Here is a 17,888-nt window from a genome sequence, read left to right as displayed (position 1 = left end):
GGCACATGATCATCCTTGGAGGATGACAGCGGAGCGGAGCACGGCGGACATCCTGGACGCGGCCGTCCACGTCCGCGAGGCCGCCAGGAGCGCCACGACCGGCGCGACCGGCGTCGACACGGTCCTGGCGGCGCTGGCGGAGGTGATGGACTACGACCACGCCTCCCTGGCCCGCTGGGACCCGCGGCGTCGGCGCCACACCACCCTGGCCGGGAGCTACCCGGACGACGCCACGGCCTACATCGAGACCCGCCTCCACCACGACCCGGTGTTCCCCGTGCTCCGCAGCCCGGCCCGAGGCGGTCTCTGGCTCGGCGACGTCCCCCGGCATCTCCTGGCCGCCTCCCCGGGCTTCCAGAAGGTCCTGCGTCCCCTCGGCATCGAGGACGGCGTGGCCCAGTGCCTCTTCGCCCCCGACGGCCGGTACGTCGGCATGCTGAACGTCAGCACCCGCCGCCCGCGGCGCACCCCCGATCCGGCGCGCGCCGTGGTCACCCTCCTCACCGAGACCCTCGCCGCGGCCGTCGCCCCCCGCGTGGGCCCGCCGCCCGAGGAGCCGGCGGCGGACGCCCGCGCCGCACCCGCGCGGCGCCCGGACCCGGCGCGGCCCGGCGGACTCTCGCCCCGGGAGCTACAGGTGCTGGCCGAACTGACCGCCGGCCGCACCAACCGGGAGATCGCCGAGCGGCTGTACATCACGCCGCGCACGGTGGGGACCCACATCGAGCACCTCCTTGCCAAGCTCGGCCTCCCCAACCGCGCGGCCGCCGCCGCCCGGGCCGCCGCCTGGGGAATCGAGCCTCCCGCCGACGCGAGCCCGGCAGCGGGGCCCGGACGGTCCCGATGACGTCTCAGCCGCGGCGCGCGTACTCGGGGGCGAGGCCGGGGCCGAGAGTGCGGGGGGTTCCGACGACGAGGGCGGTTTTGGCGTTCATGCCTGGACCGCGGGCTTGAGGACGTCCTCGCACCACTGCCGGAAGGTCGTCGGGCTCGCGGTCCGGGGCGTGCGGGCCACTCCGGCGTCAAGGCCGTCGTCCTTGGCGCGCATCATGGCGATGTAGCCCTCCACGAGCGCTTCCGCCATGCCGTGTCCGGCGAGCGCGGCGCGGCAGTCGTCGAGCGACTGCCGCTCGTAGCGCACCGGGCGGCCGAGCACCTCGGACATGATGCGGGCCATGTCATTCGCCGACAGGTCCTCGGGGCCCAGCACCGGGACCTCGCCTGTCCCCGTCCAGGAGCGGTCGAGCAGCAGGCCGGCGGCGGCCGCGGCGATGTCCCGGGTGGCCGCGAGCGGTGCCTTGCGGTCGGCGGCGACGACATCGGTGAACACGCCGTCGTCACGGATCGAGGAAACCTGCCGCAGCAGGTTCTCCATGAAAGCCGGGTTCGCGAGCGCCCGGTAGGCCACGCCGGTGTGCGCGATGAGGTCGTCCATGGCCAGCGACGCCGTCACATGCCCGGCGCGGTCGGCGACCGGAGTGCCCCGGCCGAGCGCCGAGACCCCGACGACGTGTCCCACTCCATGGGCCGTGAACGCCTTGGCGGCGGCGCGAGTGAACTCCGAGTAGACGGAGTCCAGGCTCGGTGCCCGTGGGTCCGGCGGAGCCAGCCAGAAGACCGCGTCCGCGCCGGCGAAGGCCCGGTCGACGACCTCGGCGTCGCCGTGCGAGCCGGTGACGACGTCGACGCGGGCGCGGACGGCCTCGGGGAGTTTCCCGGGGTCGCGCACGATGACGCGCAGCTCTTCGCCGCGCGTGGGGGCCTCGTTGAGCAGGATGTCCAGGAGCCGGCTGCCGATGTGGCCGGTGGGGGCGGTAATCACCATCATGCGTGGAGTCTCGGCGCGGCCACCCGCGGAGGTCCAATACCTTTGATGGCAATTGATACCTTGAAGGTATGGATCTCGACCTGCGCAAGCTCCGTTACTTCGTCGCGGTGGCCGAGCACCGGCACTTCGGCCGAGCGGCGGACCAGCTCTATATCGCCCAGCCCGTTCTGAGCCGTCAGATCAAGGCGCTGGAGCAGGAGTTGGAGTGCGCCCTGCTCGTGCGGACCACCCGCAGGGTGGAGCTGACCGCCGCCGGGAAGCAGCTCTACGGAGAGGCGCAGGGGATCCTCGCGACCGTCGCCGCGGCGGTGCGGCGCGTGCGGGATATGGACCAGGGTGTCCAGCGGCTCGTTGTCGCCTTCTCTCCCGGGCTGCGTGTGTCGGACGCGATCCGGGCGTTCACGGCGCGCCACCCGGATGTCGAGACCGATGTCGTCCCGGCGCGCTGGTGGGAGCAGGACGCGCCGCTCCGGGACGGCCGGGCCCAGGTCGGATACCTGCGGCGGCCGTTCAACGACTCGGGGTTGCACACCATCCCCATCGGCCATGAGCCCAGGGTCGCGTGCCTGCCGGCGGCCCACCCGCTGGCGGGCCGCCGGAAACTCACCACCGCGGACCTCGACGGCGAGCGGATGCTCGACGCGCCGACGCGACGCACCTCCTCACTGGAAGAGAAGTTCGAGCTCATCGCCTCCGGGCACGGCATCGCGCTCGTCCCGCGGAGCGTCGCGCGATCCTACTCCCGCCCCGACCTCGTCCACCTCCCCGTCACGGACGCCCCGGAAGCCGAGACCTACCTGGCTGTCGCCGGGGACCGGCGGGAGAAGCCGCTACGCGACTTCCTGGAGATCGCCACCGCCACACTGCGGCCCACCTGACCGCTCAGTACGTGAGGCCACGGCCGGCGCCGGCCGCGGCCACCCGCTCCCGGGCATCAACACACCCGTTCGTATTCGACCTGGTCAAGAGGGTTCCCATCGCCGAAGTCGTGGGTGCGTGCGGTGCCGCACTCGGTGAAGCCGCACTTGGTGTAGAAGCGGCGGGACCGCGGCGTGTCGCGCAGTGTCCACAAGTGCACCCGGGCGAAACCGCCGTCGCGCAGATGACGCAGCGTCTCGGTCATCAACGCCGCGGCGACACCGCTGCCCCAGCTGTCGGGGTGACTGTAAAACGTGAGGATCTCGGCGAGCCCCGGCCGGGTCGGGGACGGGCCGAAGGCGGACAGCGCCAGAGGACAACGGTCGTGTTCGGCCAGCAGGATCGTCGCCGCTCCCTGTGCGATCCTTTCGTGCCACCGCGTTCGCCTGCTCTCGACCGCGCGGGCGGCGAACTCCGGATCGAAGAAGGGGGCGTACGCCGCCTCCCAGGCGGCGGCGTGGATCTCGCCCAGGCGGTCCCCGTCGTACGGGCCGGCGCGACGAACGGTAAACATCCCCTCAGCCTATCGGGCAACGGGCCGCCGCCGGGCCGTTCCCCCACGCCCCGCGGACTCCTTGCCGCGCAAGGAACACGCGTGGCTCCCCACCCTCGCCCCGCACCTTCCGCTGCGGATCCCCGTCCCGCAGCGCCTCCCGCGCCCAGGGCGAGCGAGAGGCCCACCGAGAGCAGGACGACGGCGAGCCGGTGTCGGTGGCACCAGCGGGCGAGGGGGGACATCACGACGAGCCTTTCCAGCAGTACGCCACACGAGGGTGGGCAGGCGGTCCCGGCCCACCCTCACGCTCGCATTTCCCCTGGTCCGTCGTCGTTGGCCGGGCGCAGACACTTTCGCCTACTGCGATCGCAGTAGATCGGTCATCGATCCGCTCGACCCTGCGCCGCCGCTCGCGAGGAGCGGTCAGGTCCGCCCGGACCCTGCCGGGCCCGTCACTGCCGCGGGCCCGGCGGGCGCCAGTCGGCTATGCCGTCGAAGCCCCGCAGCAGCAGGCCGGGGACCAGCCGGCTGACCGCGGCCACCACGGCGTCGCGCAGGGCGACCGCGGGGGCGCTGGACAGGGCCGGCATGCGGCTGCTGAGCGCCGAGCGGCGCACGATGTCCATCGTGCGGGGCAGCCGGTCGCGGGTGTACGCGGCCAGCGCGCCCGGCAGATCGGAGGTGTTGGCAGCGGCGTCGCCGGCGGCCACGTGGTGGGCGAGGACGACGGCGTCCTCGATGGCCTGGTTGCCGCCCTGCCCCAGGGTCGGGGCCATCGCATGGGCCGCGTCGCCGAGGAGGACGGTGCGGCCCCGGTGGTAGGCGGGCAGCGGTTCGGTCTGGTGGCGGATGTCGTGGCGCAGCACATCGCCCGGTTCGAGGGCCGCGAGGAGATCGGGGATCGGCCGGTGCCAGTCGCCGAAGAGCCGGAGCAGTTCGGCCCTCTCGTCGTCGGGCGCGCGTCCGCCCTCCGGGGTGAAGGCCGCCGCGTAGGCGTAGACGCGGCCGTCCAGGAGCGGCTGCGTGCCCCAGAGCCGTCCCCGCCCCCAGGTCTCGTGCGGCGTGAAGGGCCGCGCGGGGGCGGGGGCGACGATGCGCCAGGTGGTGAATCCGGCGTAGCGGGGCCCGGGCCGGCCGGGGAAGAGGACGCCGCGGGCCGCCGAGTGGATGCCGTCGGCGGCGACCACGAGTTCGGCCTCGAGCTCCTCGTTCGCCACGGTCACGCGCGCGGGGCGGTCGGCGGCCCCGGGGTCGGCCAGTTCGGCGGCGGCCCCGGTGCGTACGAGGTCCCCGGGCAGCCGGGAGGCGAGCAGGTCCACGAGGGTCGCGCGGTGGAGGAGGACGGTCGGTCCGCCGAACCGCCCGTTCGCCGCCGCGCCGTCCATCCGGGCGAGCCGGCGCCCGCCGGGGGTGCGCAGCTCGCCGTCGCCCCGCCAGGCGGCCAGGGCGCGTATGTCGTCGCCGAGCCCGATCACATCGAGGGCGCGTTGGCCGTTGGGGGCGAGCGAGATCGCGGCGCCGACGGGTTCCAGGGTGGCGGCGCGTTCCAGGACGGTGACGGCCCAGCCGCTGCGGTGCAGGGCCGCGGCGGCGGTGAGTCCGCCGACTCCGGCGCCCATGACGACGGCACGGGGTTGCTTCATGATTCCTCCCGACACTACAGGTGTAGTAACCGCCAAGCTACTACACCTGTAGTCGGGGAGATAGGTTGGGGGCCATGACCGCTGATCAGACCCCCGCCGCCCGGGCCGGCGGATCCCGCGCCGAGCTCATCGCCGACACCGCCCTCGCGCTGCTGGCCGAGCGCGGCATGCGGGGCCTGACCCATCGCGCGGTGGACGAGGCGGCCGGGCTGCCGCAGGGCTCGACCTCCAACCACGCCCGCACCCGCGCCGCCCTCCTCGCGGCGGCCGTCCGACGGCTGGCCGAGCGGGAGGCGCGGGTACTCACACCCGGCGAGATGCCGCACCCGGGCGGCAGCCCCCTCGACACCGCCGACGGCCGGAACGGCGACGCGCTCGACGCGGTGGCCGACGCCCTCGCCCTCGCCCTGCACCGCGCCCTGACCGGTCAGCGCGCCCTGCTGATCGCCCGTTACGAACTGGCCCTGGAGGCGACCCGCCGACCCGAGCTGCGGGAGTTCTACGACACGGCCGGACGCGGCTTCCGGGAGCCGCTGGAGTCGCTGCTGACGGCCCTGGGATCCGCCGAACCGCGACGCCATGCCCAGTCGCTCGCCGCGTGGTGCGAGGGGCTGATGTTCCTCTGTGCCGCCGGGGTGGACCATGCCGCCGTGCCCGGCCGCGCGGCGCTGCGCAAGGGGTTCGCGGAACTGCTGCGCGGCATGGTCGGCACCTCGGCCTGACGACGCCGGCTCCTGGCGCGCCCACATCCGCGGCGGACCCCTCTGTACTACGGTCGGGCCCCCGGTGCCGCCCCAGGTGTCGTGCTGAGGAAGACGGAGGAGTTTCATGGTCACCACCACAGCCCTGCGGTGCTCGGCCGGGGCCCTCGCCCTCGGGCTCGCCATGACCGCCTGCGGCTCGTCGGGCGGCAGCGGCTCCGGGGAGCGGACGGGGGACGCGTCGTTCGAAGGCCGGGGCCCCATCGCGTTCGTGGGCGGCAAGGACACGACGGGCGCGATCCAAGCGGCGCTCGATCGCTGGAACAGGCTGCACCGCGAGGAGAAGGCCACCTTCCTCCAGCTGCCGACGGACGCCGACTCGCAGCGTCAGCAGATGACCCATAACGCGGAGACGAAATCCGACGCCTACACGGTGCTCTCCCTCGACGTCGTGTGGACATCGGAGTTCGCGGCCCATCGGTGGATCGACAAGCTGCCCGGGAAGCAATTCCCCCTGCACGAGATGGAGAAGCCGGTAGTGGAGACGGGCGAGTATCGCGGCGGCCTGTACGCCGTGCCGTTCAGTTCGGACGGCGGCCTGCTGTACTACCGCGCCGATCTGCTGAAGAAGGCCGGCATCGCCAAGCCCCCGACGACCTGGTCACGGATGAAGGCGGACTGCGCCCGGGTGAAGAAGATGCCCGAGGCCGAGGACATGTCCTGCTACGCAGGGCAGTTCCGGAAGTACGAGGGCCTTACGGTCAACTTCTCCGAGGCCGTGCAGTCGGCCGGCGGGGTCGTGACCGACGCCGACGGCAGGCCGCACCTCGACACCCCTGAGGCCAGGAAGGGCCTGGACTTCCTGGTCCGATCCTTCAAGGACGGCACGATTCCCCACGAGGCCCTCACCTACCAGGAGGAGGACGGCCGGCGGGCGTTCGAGTCCGGGAAGCTGATCTTCCTGCGCAACTGGCCGTATGTGTACTCCATGGCGCGGAAGAGCAAGGTGGCGGGGAAGTTCGCGGTCGCGCCGCTGCCCGGTCTGAACGGACCCGGCTCCTCCAGCCTGGGCGGGCACAACCTGGCCCTTTGCTCCTACGCCAGGAACAAGGCCACGGCGGTGGACTTGATCAAGTTCCTCACCAGCCAGGAAAGCGCGAGGACGTTCCTCAAGGACGCCGCCTTCGCCCCGCCCTACGCGGCGCTGTACGACGACGCGTCGCTGACCAAGCGGTATCCGTACCTGCCCGTCCTGAAGCAGTCCATCGAGACTGCCGTGCCGCGTCCGCGGGTCGTGCGGTACGGCGATGTGACCTCCTCCGTCCAGCAGCAGGTGTACGCCGCCCTGACCGGCGACAAGAGCGGCAAGCAGGCGCTGAAGGACCTGCAACAGGACTTGCGGCAGGACCTGGGTTCGCCTCGATAAGCCGCTGTGACCTGCGCGTTCGATGCACGGCCTAGGCGGGGGGCGACTCGTCGGCGAGCTGGTTGTTGCGGTCGATCTCCGGCATGTGCGTCTCGGCCCAGACCCGCAGGGCGGAGAGCGGCCTTTCGAGGGACAGGCCGAGCTCGGTGAGCCGGTAGTGGACGGCGGGCGGCACGGTGGGTTCCACGCGGCGTGCGACCAGGCCGTCGCGGGCCATGCTCTGCAGGGTGGTGGACAGCATCTTCTGTGAGATGCCCGGGATGCGCCGCCGCAGTTCCGCGAAGCGGAGCTCGCCCGGAGCCTCCTCGGCCAGCACCTTGACCGCCATCGACGTCCACTTGGTGCCGATGCGGTCGAGTAACTGGCGGGTCGGGCAGCGCGGATCCAGCAGGTCACCGCGGTCACCGGGCCGCTGGTCGGGTCCGCCGGGGCTCGACGTGGTCACCTGGGGCTCACCACCTGAAGGGAAAGTGCCGTCTTGGGCGGGCCAGGTTAGTTCCCTAACGTGACCTTGTCACCAATCTTCACCACCCCCCTTCACCACACATCAGGGAGCCCCCCATGCCCGAGCTGCGACGCGTCCCCGTCAACGGTGTCGAACTGAACGTCGCCCTCGCCGGATCGGGCCCGGCCGTCCTGCTGCTGCATGGCTTCCCGCACACCTGGGAGCTGTGGACGGACGTCATGGCCGAGCTGTCCGACCACTACCGCCTCATCGCGCCCGACCTGCGCGGGTTCGGCGCGAGCAGCCGTGCCGCCTCCGGGTACGACGCGGGCACCCTGGCCGAGGACGCCGAGGCGCTTCTGACCGCGCTCGGGGTGTCCTCGGCCGCCGTGGTGGGCATCGACGCGGGCACCGCGCCGGCCTTCCTCCTCGCCCTGCGCCGCCCCGGCCTCGTCCGGCGCCTGGTCGTCATGGAGTCCCTGCTGGGCAGGCTGCCCGGCGCCGAGGACTTCCTCGCCGGCGGGCCGCCGTGGTGGTTCGGCTTCCACGCCGCCGCGCCCGGCCTCGCCGAGACCGTTCTGGAGGGCAACGAGGCCGCTTACGTCGACTGGTTTCTGCGCGCCGGCACGCTCGGCGACGGCGTGCGCCCCGCCCTCCGGGACGCCTTCGTCCGCGCGTACACCGGCCGTCAGGCGTTGAGCCGCGCGTTCTCGTACTACCGGGCCCTGCCCGAGAGCGCGGTGCAGATCGAGCAGGCGGTCGCCACCGCCCGCCTGACGGTGCCGACGATGGCGCTGGGCGCCCAGCCGGTGGGTGCCGCCCTGGAACACCAACTCCGCCCGTTCACCGACAATCTCACCGGACACGTCATCGAAAACTGCGGCCACATCATCCCCCTGCACCGGCCCCGCGCCCTGCTCGCGCTGTTGCGTCCGTTCCTGGCCGGTGAGGAGGCGAGAGCGGCGGGGTCATTCGGGACCCGACCCGACGGGCGGGAATGACGCGAGCTATTCCATTCCTCCCATGAGCCGCATTGTGACGTGCGCCACACCCCATCCCGCAAAGGATCACATCTCCGCACCCCTGTGAAATGATGCAGACTTCTTCGAAGTCTTGGCCGGCCGTAATCCGGGGAGGCAAGAATGCCGACGATGATTGTTATCGGATACAGAGGCGATCTCGATCAGGCACTGCGGCGCCGAGGACTGGATCCCTACTACATCGCGCAGGCGCCGGCAATCCCCCCGAATGGCACGAGATTCAGTCGTGTCGCCGATATCGAGGATGTCCAGGAAGTGCTGCGGGCGGTACTCTCCGCGCGTATCGACGACGTGGCGGGGGCGCTGAGCGTCCATGAGATGGGCGTCTTCGGGGCAACCTATTTGCGGCAACAGCTGAACCTGCCCGGGAACACGGACTCCAAGACGGCCCTGTATTTCCGGGACAAGTACCTTCAGAAGAGCAGGCTGCCGTCCCATATCAGGCGGGCTCGCTGCCGGTACGTGTCACAGGACACGTCGTTCGCGGAACTCGCCGACGACCTGGGGGACGTCTTCGTGGTCAAACCGGCGACCGGAGCCGGCTCGCTCCGTACGAGCATCGTCCGTTCCCCGGAAGAGTATGCGCGAGCCCTGGAGCCGTTCCCGGGCCGATCGGACGTCCAGATCGTCGCCGAGTCCTTCATCGACGCCCCGGAGGTTTATGTCGACGGGGTCTGGGAGGACGGCGGCCTCCGGTGGTCGTCCATGAGCAGCTACCACGTATCACCGCTGAGGGCCGCGCAGGGCGGCATCATGGCCGCCTATCTGCTCGACCGAAGGCGGCATTCAACACTGTTCGATGAGTCGGAGGCGATCGCCACGCAGGCACTCGCCGGCCTGGACGCACCCGATTGCGTATTCCACCTGGAGATCTTCCAGGCGGAGGCGGGGCTGACTTTCGGCGAGTGCGCCATCCGCATCCCAGGCGGCCTGGCCCCTCAGATCAACGAGCTGACATACGGCGTCGACCTCTTCGACGTCGAAATCAGCCTCGCGCTCGGAGAGGGAGCGTCCAAAGCCCTGAGTAACCAAAGGACGCCGGATCGCTTTCACGGATGCATTCTGCTGCGCCCGTCCAGCGACGGCAAGCTGACCCAAAAGGACTTCGAACGCAACTTCACTTTCGATCTGATCGACTACGATTCATCGCCCGATGCGCCGATCGGGCCGTACGGCCGCGTCGGCCAGGCAATCGTCTCCGACCCGGACGAGCTGAAACTGCGGAAAACGATCGAGGAGATCGTGCGATTCAACGAGTTCGGACCCAACTGACGCGCCATCCGGGTCACAGCGGCCGCGGTCGGTGATACGCGCGCCCCCCGCGGGTACCGATACCACCCTCCCCGCCGCTGACGCGAAGGACATCACGATGCGGAACAGCGCCCGCCCGCTCGGTTGTGCCCGGCCCGCCAGGCTGGTGGGCGCGCTGCTGTGTCTGGCGGTGGCCGTCGTCCATGTGGTCGATCAGGGCGGGTTTCCCGGGTCCAAGGCCCCGCGCTACGTGGCGTTCCTCTTCTACGCGCTGGAGGCGGCCGGTGTGCTGGCCGCGGTCCTCGTGCTGGCGCGTGCCGTCAGGCCGGGGTGGTTCCTCGTGATGGGCGTCGCCGCGGGCCCCATCGCGGGATATGTGCTCTCGCGCGGGCCGGGCCTCCCCGACTACAGCAGCGACATCGGCAACTGGACCGAGCCCCTGGGGCTGCTCAGCCTCGCTGTGGAGGGGCTGCTGCTGATCCTCTCCGTCTCCTGCTGGTGGTCGGTGGTGCGGCGCCGATAGCGAAGCCGGGCGGTGGGTTCAGGGCTGGGGGCTCAGGCGGAGCGTGGTGGCGCGGGCCGGCTCGGCGACCATGGGCTCGACGTAGCCGCTGTAGCGGCCGTACTTGGCCCGGTAGGCGCCGTCCACGCGGTCGTTGACCGCCGGGTCGCCGACCGGGGTGAAGGTGACGTCGGTCTCGACACCGCCGGCGCTGATGTGCCCGGTTCGGCCGGCGCGGGCGGTGTTCCACCACGTGCCGGCCGCGCCGCGCCAGGAGCGGACGTACAGGTCGTCACCCTCGCGCACGACCCAGATGGTGGTCGGCGTGCGCAGCGTTCCGTCGGCGCGGCGGGGCGCGATGTGCAGTTCGTCGGCGTCGGCGATCCGCTGAAGCGTCTCGGGGGTCCAGGTGGTCACGGGCCGTTCTCCTTCACGGTGCGAGGCTCTTTGGAGGGGGAATGTGTTACCAGGCGTATGCCTCGGGGGCTTCGCCGCCGGGGCCGGGCCGGATGTCGTCCAGCTTGCCACCCGTCCCGCGGAGCGGCGGCCGGTCAGGAGGCGGCCGTCACCCGGTCGACCGGTTTCCCGTCGGCGACGACGACCTCCGCGGTCCGGGCACGGGGGCGGACCGCGAAGGCGTAGGCGATCACCGCGAGCGCGGCGCAGACGAGGGTGACCAGCCCGAGCGGGACGGCGGTGCCGGCGCCGCCGAGGCCGACGAGCGGGGCGGCCAGCCCGCCGAACGCGAAGCGCGCCATGCCGAGCAGCGAGGAGGCGGTGCCCGCGATGCCGGGGTAGTGGGCCAAGGCGAGCGAGGTGGACGGCGGGGTGGTGGCGGCCACGCCGCTGACCATGGTGAGCAGGGACAGCACCATCGCGGCCAGCGGCAGCCGCAGCGCCGCGGTGACGAGCAGCCCGGCCGCGCCGAGCAGGGTCATGGCCAGACCGACGACGAGGGTGCCCTTCTCGGACCACCGTTCCGACAGCCGTCCCGCGACGAAGCCGAACACCATGAATCCGGCGGAGTTCAGTCCGAACGCGAAGGAGTAGCCCTGCGGGGAGAGCCCGTAGACGCCCTGGAGGACATAGGTGGCGCCGCTGAGGTAGGCGAACAGGGCCGCGTTGACGAAACCGGTGATCAGGACGGCGCCGAGGAAGAGCCGGTCGGACAGCAGCCGGCGGAAGTCGCGCCCGCTCCGGCACAGCCCGCCGCCGGTGCACTCCCGCGGCGGCAGGGTCTCACGGAAGACGGTGAGACATGCCAGCAGGATGACCGCGCCGAGCAGGGCGAGGAAGAGAAAGATCCCACGCCAGTCGGTGAAGGCGGCGAGCTGCCCGCCCGCGACCGGTCCGATGATCGCGGCCAGTCCGCCGATGACGGTGAGGCGGCCGTAGTAACGCACCAGCTTGCCGCCGGAGTACAGGTCGCGCCCGGCGGCCTGGGCGATCACGATGCCCACCGCTCCGGCCAGACCCTGCACGAAGCGGGCGGCGACCAGCGACTCGACGCTCGGGCTGAGCGCACAGAGCGCCGAGGTGGCGATGTAGGCGACGGCCCCGACCAGCAGGGGACGGCGCCGGCCGAACCGGTCCGACAGCGGTCCGGCGACCACTTGCCCGAACGCCAGGCCGAGCAGACACGCGGTGACCGTCAGCTGCGCGGCGGAGGTCGACGCGTTCAGCTCACGGGTCAGTGCGGGCAGCACCGGCAGGTAGAGGTCCATCGAGATCGGCCCGAAGACGGTCAGCAGCGCGAGAACGACGGCCAGGGCACGGCCGACCGCCCGTTCACGCGGCGCGCTCGGGATCACGGGGGTGCTCACACAGCTCCTATCGAACAGCGGAGGGAAAACGGGTTCAGTGGCGGTGTCCGGGAGCGGCGGCGTACTCCTCGTCGGTGACGGGGGCCAGCCAGTGCACGACGTCGTGGTCCGCGTCGCCCTCGTTGATGGCCAGGTGGACCATCAGCCGGTTCGGCGCGGCGCCGTGCCAGTGCTCCTCGTCGGCCTCGAACAGGACGCGGTCGCCGGGCCGGATGACCTCGACCGGCCCGCCCCGGCGCTGGCACAGGCCGACCCCCTCGGTGACGAAGACGGTCTGGCCCAGCGGGTGGCGGTGCCAGTGGGTGCGCGCGCCGGGCATGAAGTGCACCAGGGCGGCGCTGACCCGGGACGGGGAGGGTGCGGCGGCCACGGCGTCGATGTAGACGTCACCGGTGAACCAGTCGTCGGGACCCTTGAAGGTGTCGAGGGAGCTTCGGGTGATCTGCAAGGTCGTGTCCTTCTCTGTGAGCCTCATGCCGCGGAGCCGCGGCGCGGGGTCAGGGCTTGAGGAGCGCCTTGATGGCGCGGCGCTCGTCCATGGCCCGGTAACCCTCGGCGACCTGCTCCAGCGGCAGGGTGAGGTCGAAGACCTTGCCCGGGTCGATGTGGCCGCTCAGGACGCGCTCGATCAGGTCGGGCAGGTAGCGGCGTACGGGGGCGGGACCGCCGCGCAGGCCGACGTGGGAGAAGAACAGCTCCTGGCCGTCGACGGCCACGTCGTGGGGGACGCCGACGAAGCCGACGCTGCCACCGGGACGCGCGGAGTGCAGGGCTTGCCGCATGGCCTGGGCGGTGCCGACGCACTCCAGGACCGAGTCGGCGCCGATGCCGTCGGTGAGCTCCTTGATCCGGGCGACGCCCTCGTCGCCGCGCTCGGTGACGATGTGGGTGGCGCCGAACTCCCGGGCGAGCTTCTGACGGGGCTCATGACGGCTCATCGCGATGATCCGCTCCGCGCCCATCTCCTTCGCGGCGATCACCGCGCACAGGCCGACCGCGCCGTCACCGACCACCACGGCGGTGGAGCCGGGCCTCACCTCGGCGGCGTCGGCGGCGTACCAGCCGGTGCCCATCACATCGGAAACGGCCAGCAGGCTGGGCCAGAACTCCTCGCCCGGCACCTCATCGGTGGCGACCAGAGTGCCCTGAGCGTGGGGGATACGCACGTACTCGGCCTGGCAGGTGCTCATGAACTCGCGGTCGAGGCAGTTGGACTGCCATCCGTTGCGGCAGTTGGCGCAGGTGTTGTCCGAGGTCGCGAACGAACCGACAACGAACTGGCCGGGCTTGACCGCGGTGACCTCGGCCCCGACCTCCTCGACGAAGCCGACGTACTCGTGCCCCATGGGGTGCGCCTCGTCGGTCGCGTCCAGGCCGCGCCAGGGCCACAGGTCGGAGCCGCACACACAGGTGACGGCCGTGCGGATGATCGCGTCCGTCGGCTTCAGGATTCTCGGGTCGTCCAGGGTCTCGAAGCGCACATCGCCGGGGGCGTGGATCACTGCTCCGCGCATGGGGGAAGTCCTTATGTTCGTTGCTGGGAGTTGCTGGGAGTTGCTGGGAGTTGCTGAGGGTTGCTGGTGGTTGCTGGGGGGTGGTTCTGCTCCAGGTAACCGCTCATCCCGACGGCTAGCGAGATACCAGCGAAAGGTGTACTGGCAGTACATCCCTCCCGCGGCGGGCAGGCCGTACGGTCGAAGGCATGGACAACCGTGAGGAGGTCCGCGAGTTCCTCACCTCGCGGCGAGCGAAGATCACCCCGGAGCGGGCCGGCCTGCCCGCCGGTTCCCGGCGCCGCGTGCCCGGGCTGCGCAGGAGCGAGGTCGCCGCGCTGGCCGACATGAGCGTCGAGTACTACGCGAAACTCGAACGCGGCAACCTCGCCGGGGCCTCCCCGGCCGTCCTCGAAGCCGTCGCCCGCGCCCTGCGGCTGGATGACGCCGAACGCGCCCACCTCCTGCACCTGGCCCAGGCCGCCGACGGCTCCGACGCCCTCACCCGCCCCCGTCGCCGCACCACCACCCGGCAGTGGACCCCGCACCGCAGCCTGCAATGGACCCTCGACGCGATCACAGCGGGGCCCGCGGTCGTGTGCAACGGCCGGATGGACATCCTGGCCGCCAACCCCCTCGCCCGCGCCTTCTACACCGACCTGTTCGCCGACGTGGTCAACCAGAAGAACCTGGCCCGCTTCAACTTCCTCGACCCGGCCTCCCGCCGGTTCTACCCCGACTGGGACCTGTTCGCCGACATGGCGGTGGCCATCCTGCGCCGCGAAGCCGGCCGCGACCCCCACGACAAGGACCTGCACGACCTCATCGGGGAGCTGTCCACCCGCAGCAAGGACTTCCGCACCCGCTGGGGCGCCCACGACGTCCGCCGCCACGGCACCGGCACCAAGCGGTTCCGCCACCCCGCGGTCGGCGACCTCACCCTCGCCTACGAATCCCTGGACCTGGCCGCCGAACCCGGGCTCGGCATGACCATCTACACCGCCGAACCAGGCTCCTCCTCAGAAGAGGGACTGCGGCTGCTCGCCTCCCTGGCCGCCACCGAAGACGCCGGCTCGACGGCACGGCACCCCACCGTCTGACACCACCGCGCCCCCCGACGCCGGCGGACGGAGCGGGCGGGCCGTCATGCCGGTCATCGGGGCCCCCTTTTTTCTCGAGTTTTTCTCGCGTTTTTCTCGCGTCAGCCGGTTTTCCCGCGTCAGCCGATGGGCGCCGGCATGGGCTGGACGTCGTAGTCGAGGCGGATGGCGTCCCCGGTGGCGGGGTCGCCCAGTTCCACGCTCCAGCCGTCGGCGAACTGGTCGACGCCGGGGGTCATGGGGATGGTGCCGGAGATCAGGACGGTGCCGGGCGTGAGGGTGCCGCGTGAGCGCAGGACGTCGACCCAGTAGGCGGGGGTGAGGAGCTCGGCGAGGGTGCCGCTCTGGATCTCGGTCCGTGTGTCGCCATGGGTGACCCAGGCGCGCAGGGTGAGCTCGTCGAGGCGGGACTCCACGTCGGCCAGGCGCCAGGCGCGGCGTGCGAGGACATCGGGGCCGGCGTTCTTGCTCCACGCCACGCCGTGCACCTCGAGGTCGCGGTCGGTGTGGTCGCAGGCGGCCGTCAGCAGCAGCTCCCCGCCGTCCGCCACGACCAGCGCCCACTCCGCCTCCCCGGAGGTGCGCCCGTGCTGCACCTGGACCCGGTCGGTCTGCTGGGCGAGGTAGGGGGAGACCGGGTAGAGGGCCGGCGTCACGGACGGGCCGGGCACCCCCAGCTCGGCGAGCTCCGCGACGTGCGCGGCGACGTCCTCCTGGCTGCGCCCGGCGTACCCGGCGTTGAGGACCTGGACGACGTCGACCTCGCGCGTCGATCCGTCGGGCAGTTCGAAGGTCAGCACGGCCATGAGGACACTCCCAGAGATCGGGTGATGGACCGCGGGTGGGATTTCTCCGCGGTTAAGTTCTCGCGCAGGACTTGCGCATACGACCTGTATACAAGAAGTATGCCGGAAGGTCGATGTCCCCCGAGCAAGGATGGGAACCATGCACGACACCCCAACGGACGGCGCGAAGGCGCCCGACAGGCACTCCGGCGTCCGCCGGGCCTTCGTCGCGAGCCTGACCGGCACGGCACTGGAGTGGTACGACTTCGCCGTCTACTCCGCCGCGGCCGCCCTGGTCTTCGGCGACCTGTTCTTCCCCTCGGAGGACCCCCTCACCGGCACGCTCCTGGCGTTCTCCACCTACGCGGTCGGCTATGTGTCGCGCCCGCTGGGCGGCTTCGTCTTCGGCCGCCTCGGTGATGTGATCGGCCGCAAGAAGGTGCTGATCGCCACGCTGGTCCTCATCGGCGCGGCCACCTTCCTGATCGGCGTCCTGCCCGCGTACTCGACGGCCGGTGTGGCCGCTCCCGTCGCCCTGGTCGTGCTGCGCTTCGCTCAGGGCGTCGGCGTCGGCGGCGAGTGGGGCGGCGCCGTACTGCTGTCCAGCGAGTTCGGGGACCCACGCCGCCGCGGCTTCTACGCCTCCGCCGCGCAGGTCGGCCCGCCCGCCGGCAATCTGCTGGCCAACGGAGTCCTGGCCGCCCTCGGCGCGCTGCTGACCGAGGCGCAGTTCGAGTCGTGGGGCTGGCGCGTGGCCTTCTTGCTCTCCGGCCTTCTCGTCGCGTTCGGGCTGTGGATCCGGGCGAAGCTCGAGGAGACCCCGGTGTTCAAGGCGATGGAGGCCGAACACTCCCGGCCCGAGGCGCCGATCCGCGAGGTCTTCACCACCCAACCCCGCGCCCTGCTCGCCGCCATCCTCTGCCGCGTCGGCCCCGACGTGCTGTACGCCATGTTCACCGTGTTCATCCTGACGTACGCCACCGAGGAACTCGGCATGTCGCGCGGCTCCGCCCTCGCGGCCGTCCTCATCGGCTCCTCGCTCCAGGTCTTCCTCATGCCGCTGGCCGGCGCCCTCTCCGACCGGATCAACCGCCGCCTGCTGTACGGCGGCGCCGCGCTGGCCGCCGGCGTGTGGCCCTTCGTGTTCTTTCCGATGATCGGCGGCGGCACCTGGCTGCCGCTGGCCACCGGTGTCGTCGTGGGCCTCGTGATCCACTGCTGTCTGTACGGACCGCAGGCCGCCTTCATCGCGGAGCAGTTCTCGCCCCGACTGCGCTACACCGGCTCCTCCCTGGCCTACACCCTGGCCGGGATCATCGGTGGCGCCGTCGCTCCGCTGCTGTTCACCAGTCTGTTGAGCGCCTACGACAGCTGGGTGCCGCTGGCCACGTACATCGCCCTCGCCTCGGCGGTCTCCCTCGCCGGGGTCTGCCTGGGACGCGACCCCGAAGCCGCCGTCGACGAGGACACCCGCCTCGCCTCGCCGGAGGCCCCGGCCACGGCGGACGCCACCCGCGTCGGCTGACCACGAAGCCGGCGCCCTCCCGCCCCCTCGATCCCCCATCCCGTCCTGCGAAGGAGGAACCGCACCGTGCGGATCGCCCTCAGCCAACTCACCACCGGCCCCGACCCCGACAAGAACCTCCGGCTCGTCGAGGAGTGGACCCGGCGCGCCGCGGACGCCGGAGCCCGCGTCGTCGTCTTCCCCGAGGCGTCGATGGCCTGCTTCGGCACCCCCCTGGCACCGCTCGCCGAGCCTCTGGACGGTCCGTGGGCCGACGGGGTACGGCGGATCGCCCGGGCCACCGGCACGGTCGTCGTGGCCGGCATGTTCACTCCGGCCGACGGGGGACGGGTGGCCAACACCCTGCTGGCCACCGGGCCCGGGGTCGAGGCGTCCTACGACAAGATCCACCTCTACGACGCCTTCGGCTACCGCGAGTCCGACACCGTCGCCGCGGGCTCCGCCGCGACGGTGATCGAGGTGGACGGCGTAAGGCTGGGCCTGGCCACCTGCTACGACGTGCGCTTCCCGGAGCTGTTCCGGGCCCACGCCGACGCCGGAGCCGTGGCCACGCTGCTGGCCGCCTCCTGGGGCGCCGGGCCCGGCAAGCTCGACCAATGGGAGCTGCTGGTGCGGGCCCGTGCCCTGGACGCCACCGTGTGGCTGGCCGCCGTCGGCCAGGCCGATCCCGGCACCGAGCCGGGCCCCGCGCCGACGGGCATCGGGCACAGCCGGGTCGTCGGACCCGACGGAACGGTCCGGCACGCTCTGGGCGCGGAGCCCGAGCTGCTGGTGGCGGACCTGGACATCGCCGAGGTCGCCGCGGTCCGGCAGAAGACCTCCGTGCTGGCCAACCGGCGGCCGGAGGTATGGCGGTGAGCCGGCCGGCGGTGATCGACGGGGCTAACCCTCGAGCAGCACCTTGAGTCTCCA

The 17,888-nt window shown here is 71.8% G+C and carries 19 protein-coding genes and 1 pseudogene; 11 read left to right on the top strand and 9 right to left on the bottom strand.

The features are described from left to right. Positions 1-22 precede the first annotated feature (22 nt). Positions 23-847, top strand: coding sequence for a helix-turn-helix transcriptional regulator (locus tag BBH68_RS31975; RefSeq protein WP_065967256.1), 825 nt, complete (start codon positions 23-25; stop codon positions 845-847). Positions 848-931: 84 nt separating this feature from the next. Here BBH68_RS31975 and BBH68_RS31970 read toward each other — a convergent pair whose 3' ends face one another. Continuing rightward, complete coding sequence (locus BBH68_RS31970) at positions 932-1,828, bottom strand: NAD(P)H-binding protein (protein ID WP_065967255.1); 897 nt, start codon at positions 1,826-1,828, stop codon at positions 932-934. Between the two features lie 68 nt (positions 1,829-1,896). Here BBH68_RS31970 and BBH68_RS31965 point away from each other — a divergent pair, with 68 nt between their 5' ends. Then, the gene (locus BBH68_RS31965; protein WP_065967254.1) at positions 1,897-2,706 is read left to right on the top strand and encodes a LysR family transcriptional regulator; all 810 of its coding nucleotides are present in this window, start codon (positions 1,897-1,899) and stop codon (positions 2,704-2,706) included. A gap of 56 nt (positions 2,707-2,762) precedes the next feature. On the opposite strand, the gene BBH68_RS31960 is transcribed toward BBH68_RS31965, so the two are convergent. Further along, positions 2,763-3,260: a GNAT family N-acetyltransferase gene (locus tag BBH68_RS31960; RefSeq protein ID WP_065967252.1), complete on the bottom strand. Its 498-nt coding sequence runs from the start codon at positions 3,258-3,260 to the stop codon at positions 2,763-2,765. A 52-nt stretch (positions 3,261-3,312) separates the two neighbouring features. On the opposite strand from BBH68_RS31960, the pseudogene BBH68_RS43610 reads away from it, so the two are divergent. Beyond that, positions 3,313-3,408 (top strand): annotated as a pseudogene (locus BBH68_RS43610) (aminoglycoside phosphotransferase); the annotation flags it as partial. A gap of 286 nt (positions 3,409-3,694) precedes the next feature. On the opposite strand, the gene BBH68_RS31955 reads toward BBH68_RS43610, so the two are convergent. Next, positions 3,695-4,885: an FAD-dependent monooxygenase gene (locus BBH68_RS31955; protein ID WP_065967251.1), complete on the bottom strand. Its 1,191-nt coding sequence runs from the start codon at positions 4,883-4,885 to the stop codon at positions 3,695-3,697. A gap of 74 nt (positions 4,886-4,959) precedes the next feature. Here BBH68_RS31955 and BBH68_RS31950 point away from each other — a divergent pair, with 74 nt between their 5' ends. Continuing rightward, positions 4,960-5,607, top strand: a complete 648-nt coding sequence (locus tag BBH68_RS31950) for a TetR/AcrR family transcriptional regulator (protein WP_065967249.1) — start codon at positions 4,960-4,962, stop codon at positions 5,605-5,607. Positions 5,608-5,713: 106 nt separating this feature from the next. Then, positions 5,714-7,012, top strand: coding sequence for an ABC transporter substrate-binding protein (locus BBH68_RS31945; protein WP_065967247.1), 1,299 nt, complete (start codon positions 5,714-5,716; stop codon positions 7,010-7,012). A 31-nt stretch (positions 7,013-7,043) separates the two neighbouring features. Here the strand turns inward: BBH68_RS31945 and BBH68_RS31940 are convergent, their stop codons facing one another. Then, complete coding sequence (locus BBH68_RS31940) at positions 7,044-7,457, bottom strand: winged helix-turn-helix transcriptional regulator (RefSeq protein WP_065967245.1); 414 nt, start codon at positions 7,455-7,457, stop codon at positions 7,044-7,046. 116 nt (positions 7,458-7,573) lie between these two features. Here BBH68_RS31940 and BBH68_RS31935 point away from each other — a divergent pair, with 116 nt between their 5' ends. From BBH68_RS31935 to BBH68_RS31925, 3 genes are all read left to right on the top strand, one after another. Next, positions 7,574-8,458 carry an alpha/beta fold hydrolase gene (locus BBH68_RS31935; RefSeq protein WP_065967243.1) on the top strand — a complete coding sequence of 295 codons (885 nt, stop codon included), beginning with the start codon at positions 7,574-7,576 and terminating at the stop codon, positions 8,456-8,458. A 141-nt stretch (positions 8,459-8,599) separates the two neighbouring features. Then, positions 8,600-9,769 carry an ATP-grasp domain-containing protein gene (locus tag BBH68_RS31930; RefSeq protein ID WP_065967242.1) on the top strand — a complete coding sequence of 390 codons (1,170 nt, stop codon included), beginning with the start codon at positions 8,600-8,602 and terminating at the stop codon, positions 9,767-9,769. Between the two features lie 97 nt (positions 9,770-9,866). Beyond that, positions 9,867-10,271, top strand: a complete 405-nt coding sequence (locus BBH68_RS31925; RefSeq protein ID WP_065967240.1) for a hypothetical protein — start codon at positions 9,867-9,869, stop codon at positions 10,269-10,271. A gap of 18 nt (positions 10,272-10,289) precedes the next feature. On the opposite strand, the gene BBH68_RS31920 is transcribed toward BBH68_RS31925, so the two are convergent. From BBH68_RS31920 to BBH68_RS31905, 4 genes are all read right to left on the bottom strand, one after another. Beyond that, positions 10,290-10,667, bottom strand: a complete 378-nt coding sequence (locus BBH68_RS31920; protein ID WP_065967238.1) for a DUF2255 family protein — start codon at positions 10,665-10,667, stop codon at positions 10,290-10,292. A 134-nt stretch (positions 10,668-10,801) separates the two neighbouring features. Beyond that, the gene (locus BBH68_RS31915; RefSeq protein WP_211301862.1) at positions 10,802-12,073 is read right to left on the bottom strand and encodes a multidrug effflux MFS transporter; all 1,272 of its coding nucleotides are present in this window, start codon (positions 12,071-12,073) and stop codon (positions 10,802-10,804) included. A gap of 34 nt (positions 12,074-12,107) precedes the next feature. Beyond that, positions 12,108-12,521 carry a (R)-mandelonitrile lyase gene (locus BBH68_RS31910; RefSeq protein WP_065967232.1) on the bottom strand — a complete coding sequence of 138 codons (414 nt, stop codon included), beginning with the start codon at positions 12,519-12,521 and terminating at the stop codon, positions 12,108-12,110. A gap of 49 nt (positions 12,522-12,570) precedes the next feature. Next, complete coding sequence (locus BBH68_RS31905) at positions 12,571-13,587, bottom strand: zinc-dependent alcohol dehydrogenase family protein (protein ID WP_065967230.1); 1,017 nt, start codon at positions 13,585-13,587, stop codon at positions 12,571-12,573. A gap of 188 nt (positions 13,588-13,775) precedes the next feature. Between BBH68_RS31905 and BBH68_RS31900 the strand changes: the two genes are divergently transcribed. Then, on the top strand, positions 13,776-14,666 hold the full coding sequence (locus BBH68_RS31900; RefSeq protein WP_065967228.1) for a helix-turn-helix transcriptional regulator: 891 nt from the start codon (positions 13,776-13,778) through the stop codon (positions 14,664-14,666). A 119-nt stretch (positions 14,667-14,785) separates the two neighbouring features. Here BBH68_RS31900 and BBH68_RS31895 read toward each other — a convergent pair whose 3' ends face one another. After that, on the bottom strand, positions 14,786-15,472 hold the full coding sequence (locus tag BBH68_RS31895) for a DUF2848 domain-containing protein (RefSeq protein WP_065967227.1): 687 nt from the start codon (positions 15,470-15,472) through the stop codon (positions 14,786-14,788). 139 nt (positions 15,473-15,611) lie between these two features. Between BBH68_RS31895 and BBH68_RS31890 the strand changes: the two genes are divergently transcribed. Together BBH68_RS31890 and BBH68_RS31885 are read left to right on the top strand one after the other, a co-directional pair. After that, positions 15,612-16,976, top strand: a complete 1,365-nt coding sequence (locus BBH68_RS31890; RefSeq protein WP_065967226.1) for an MFS transporter — start codon at positions 15,612-15,614, stop codon at positions 16,974-16,976. 66 nt (positions 16,977-17,042) lie between these two features. Beyond that, positions 17,043-17,834, top strand: a complete 792-nt coding sequence (locus tag BBH68_RS31885) for a carbon-nitrogen hydrolase family protein (protein WP_065967225.1) — start codon at positions 17,043-17,045, stop codon at positions 17,832-17,834. Positions 17,835-17,888: the final 54 nt, after the last annotated feature.

This window comes from Streptomyces sparsogenes, from assembly GCF_001704635.1.
In the GTDB taxonomy this organism is placed as follows: Bacteria; Actinomycetota; Actinomycetes; order Streptomycetales; family Streptomycetaceae; genus Streptomyces; species Streptomyces sparsogenes.
Note: the sequence above shows the minus strand (reverse complement) of the source record. Positions and strands in the feature narration are given on the sequence as shown.

Excerpts from the sequence above, each read along its gene's own strand:
- BBH68_RS31955 (WP_065967251.1), bottom strand. The coding sequence starts at position 4,885 with ATGAAGCAACCCCGTGCCGTCGTCATGGGCGCCGGAGTCGGCGGACTC.
- BBH68_RS31925 (WP_065967240.1), top strand. The coding sequence starts at position 9,867 with ATGCGGAACAGCGCCCGCCCGCTCGGTTGTGCCCGGCCCGCCAGGCTG.
- BBH68_RS31905 (WP_065967230.1), bottom strand. The coding sequence starts at position 13,587 with ATGCGCGGAGCAGTGATCCACGCCCCCGGCGATGTGCGCTTCGAGACC.
- BBH68_RS31895 (WP_065967227.1), bottom strand. The coding sequence starts at position 15,472 with ATGGCCGTGCTGACCTTCGAACTGCCCGACGGATCGACGCGCGAGGTC.
- BBH68_RS31965 (WP_065967254.1), top strand. The coding sequence starts at position 1,897 with ATGGATCTCGACCTGCGCAAGCTCCGTTACTTCGTCGCGGTGGCCGAG.
- BBH68_RS31890 (WP_065967226.1), top strand. The coding sequence starts at position 15,612 with ATGCACGACACCCCAACGGACGGCGCGAAGGCGCCCGACAGGCACTCC.
- BBH68_RS31930 (WP_065967242.1), top strand. The coding sequence starts at position 8,600 with ATGCCGACGATGATTGTTATCGGATACAGAGGCGATCTCGATCAGGCA.
- BBH68_RS31950 (WP_065967249.1), top strand. The coding sequence starts at position 4,960 with ATGACCGCTGATCAGACCCCCGCCGCCCGGGCCGGCGGATCCCGCGCC.
- BBH68_RS31975 (WP_065967256.1), top strand. The coding sequence starts at position 23 with ATGACAGCGGAGCGGAGCACGGCGGACATCCTGGACGCGGCCGTCCAC.
- BBH68_RS31945 (WP_065967247.1), top strand. The coding sequence starts at position 5,714 with ATGGTCACCACCACAGCCCTGCGGTGCTCGGCCGGGGCCCTCGCCCTC.
- BBH68_RS31960 (WP_065967252.1), bottom strand. The coding sequence starts at position 3,260 with ATGTTTACCGTTCGTCGCGCCGGCCCGTACGACGGGGACCGCCTGGGC.
- BBH68_RS31935 (WP_065967243.1), top strand. The coding sequence starts at position 7,574 with ATGCCCGAGCTGCGACGCGTCCCCGTCAACGGTGTCGAACTGAACGTC.
- BBH68_RS31900 (WP_065967228.1), top strand. The coding sequence starts at position 13,776 with ATGGACAACCGTGAGGAGGTCCGCGAGTTCCTCACCTCGCGGCGAGCG.
- BBH68_RS31970 (WP_065967255.1), bottom strand. The coding sequence starts at position 1,828 with ATGATGGTGATTACCGCCCCCACCGGCCACATCGGCAGCCGGCTCCTG.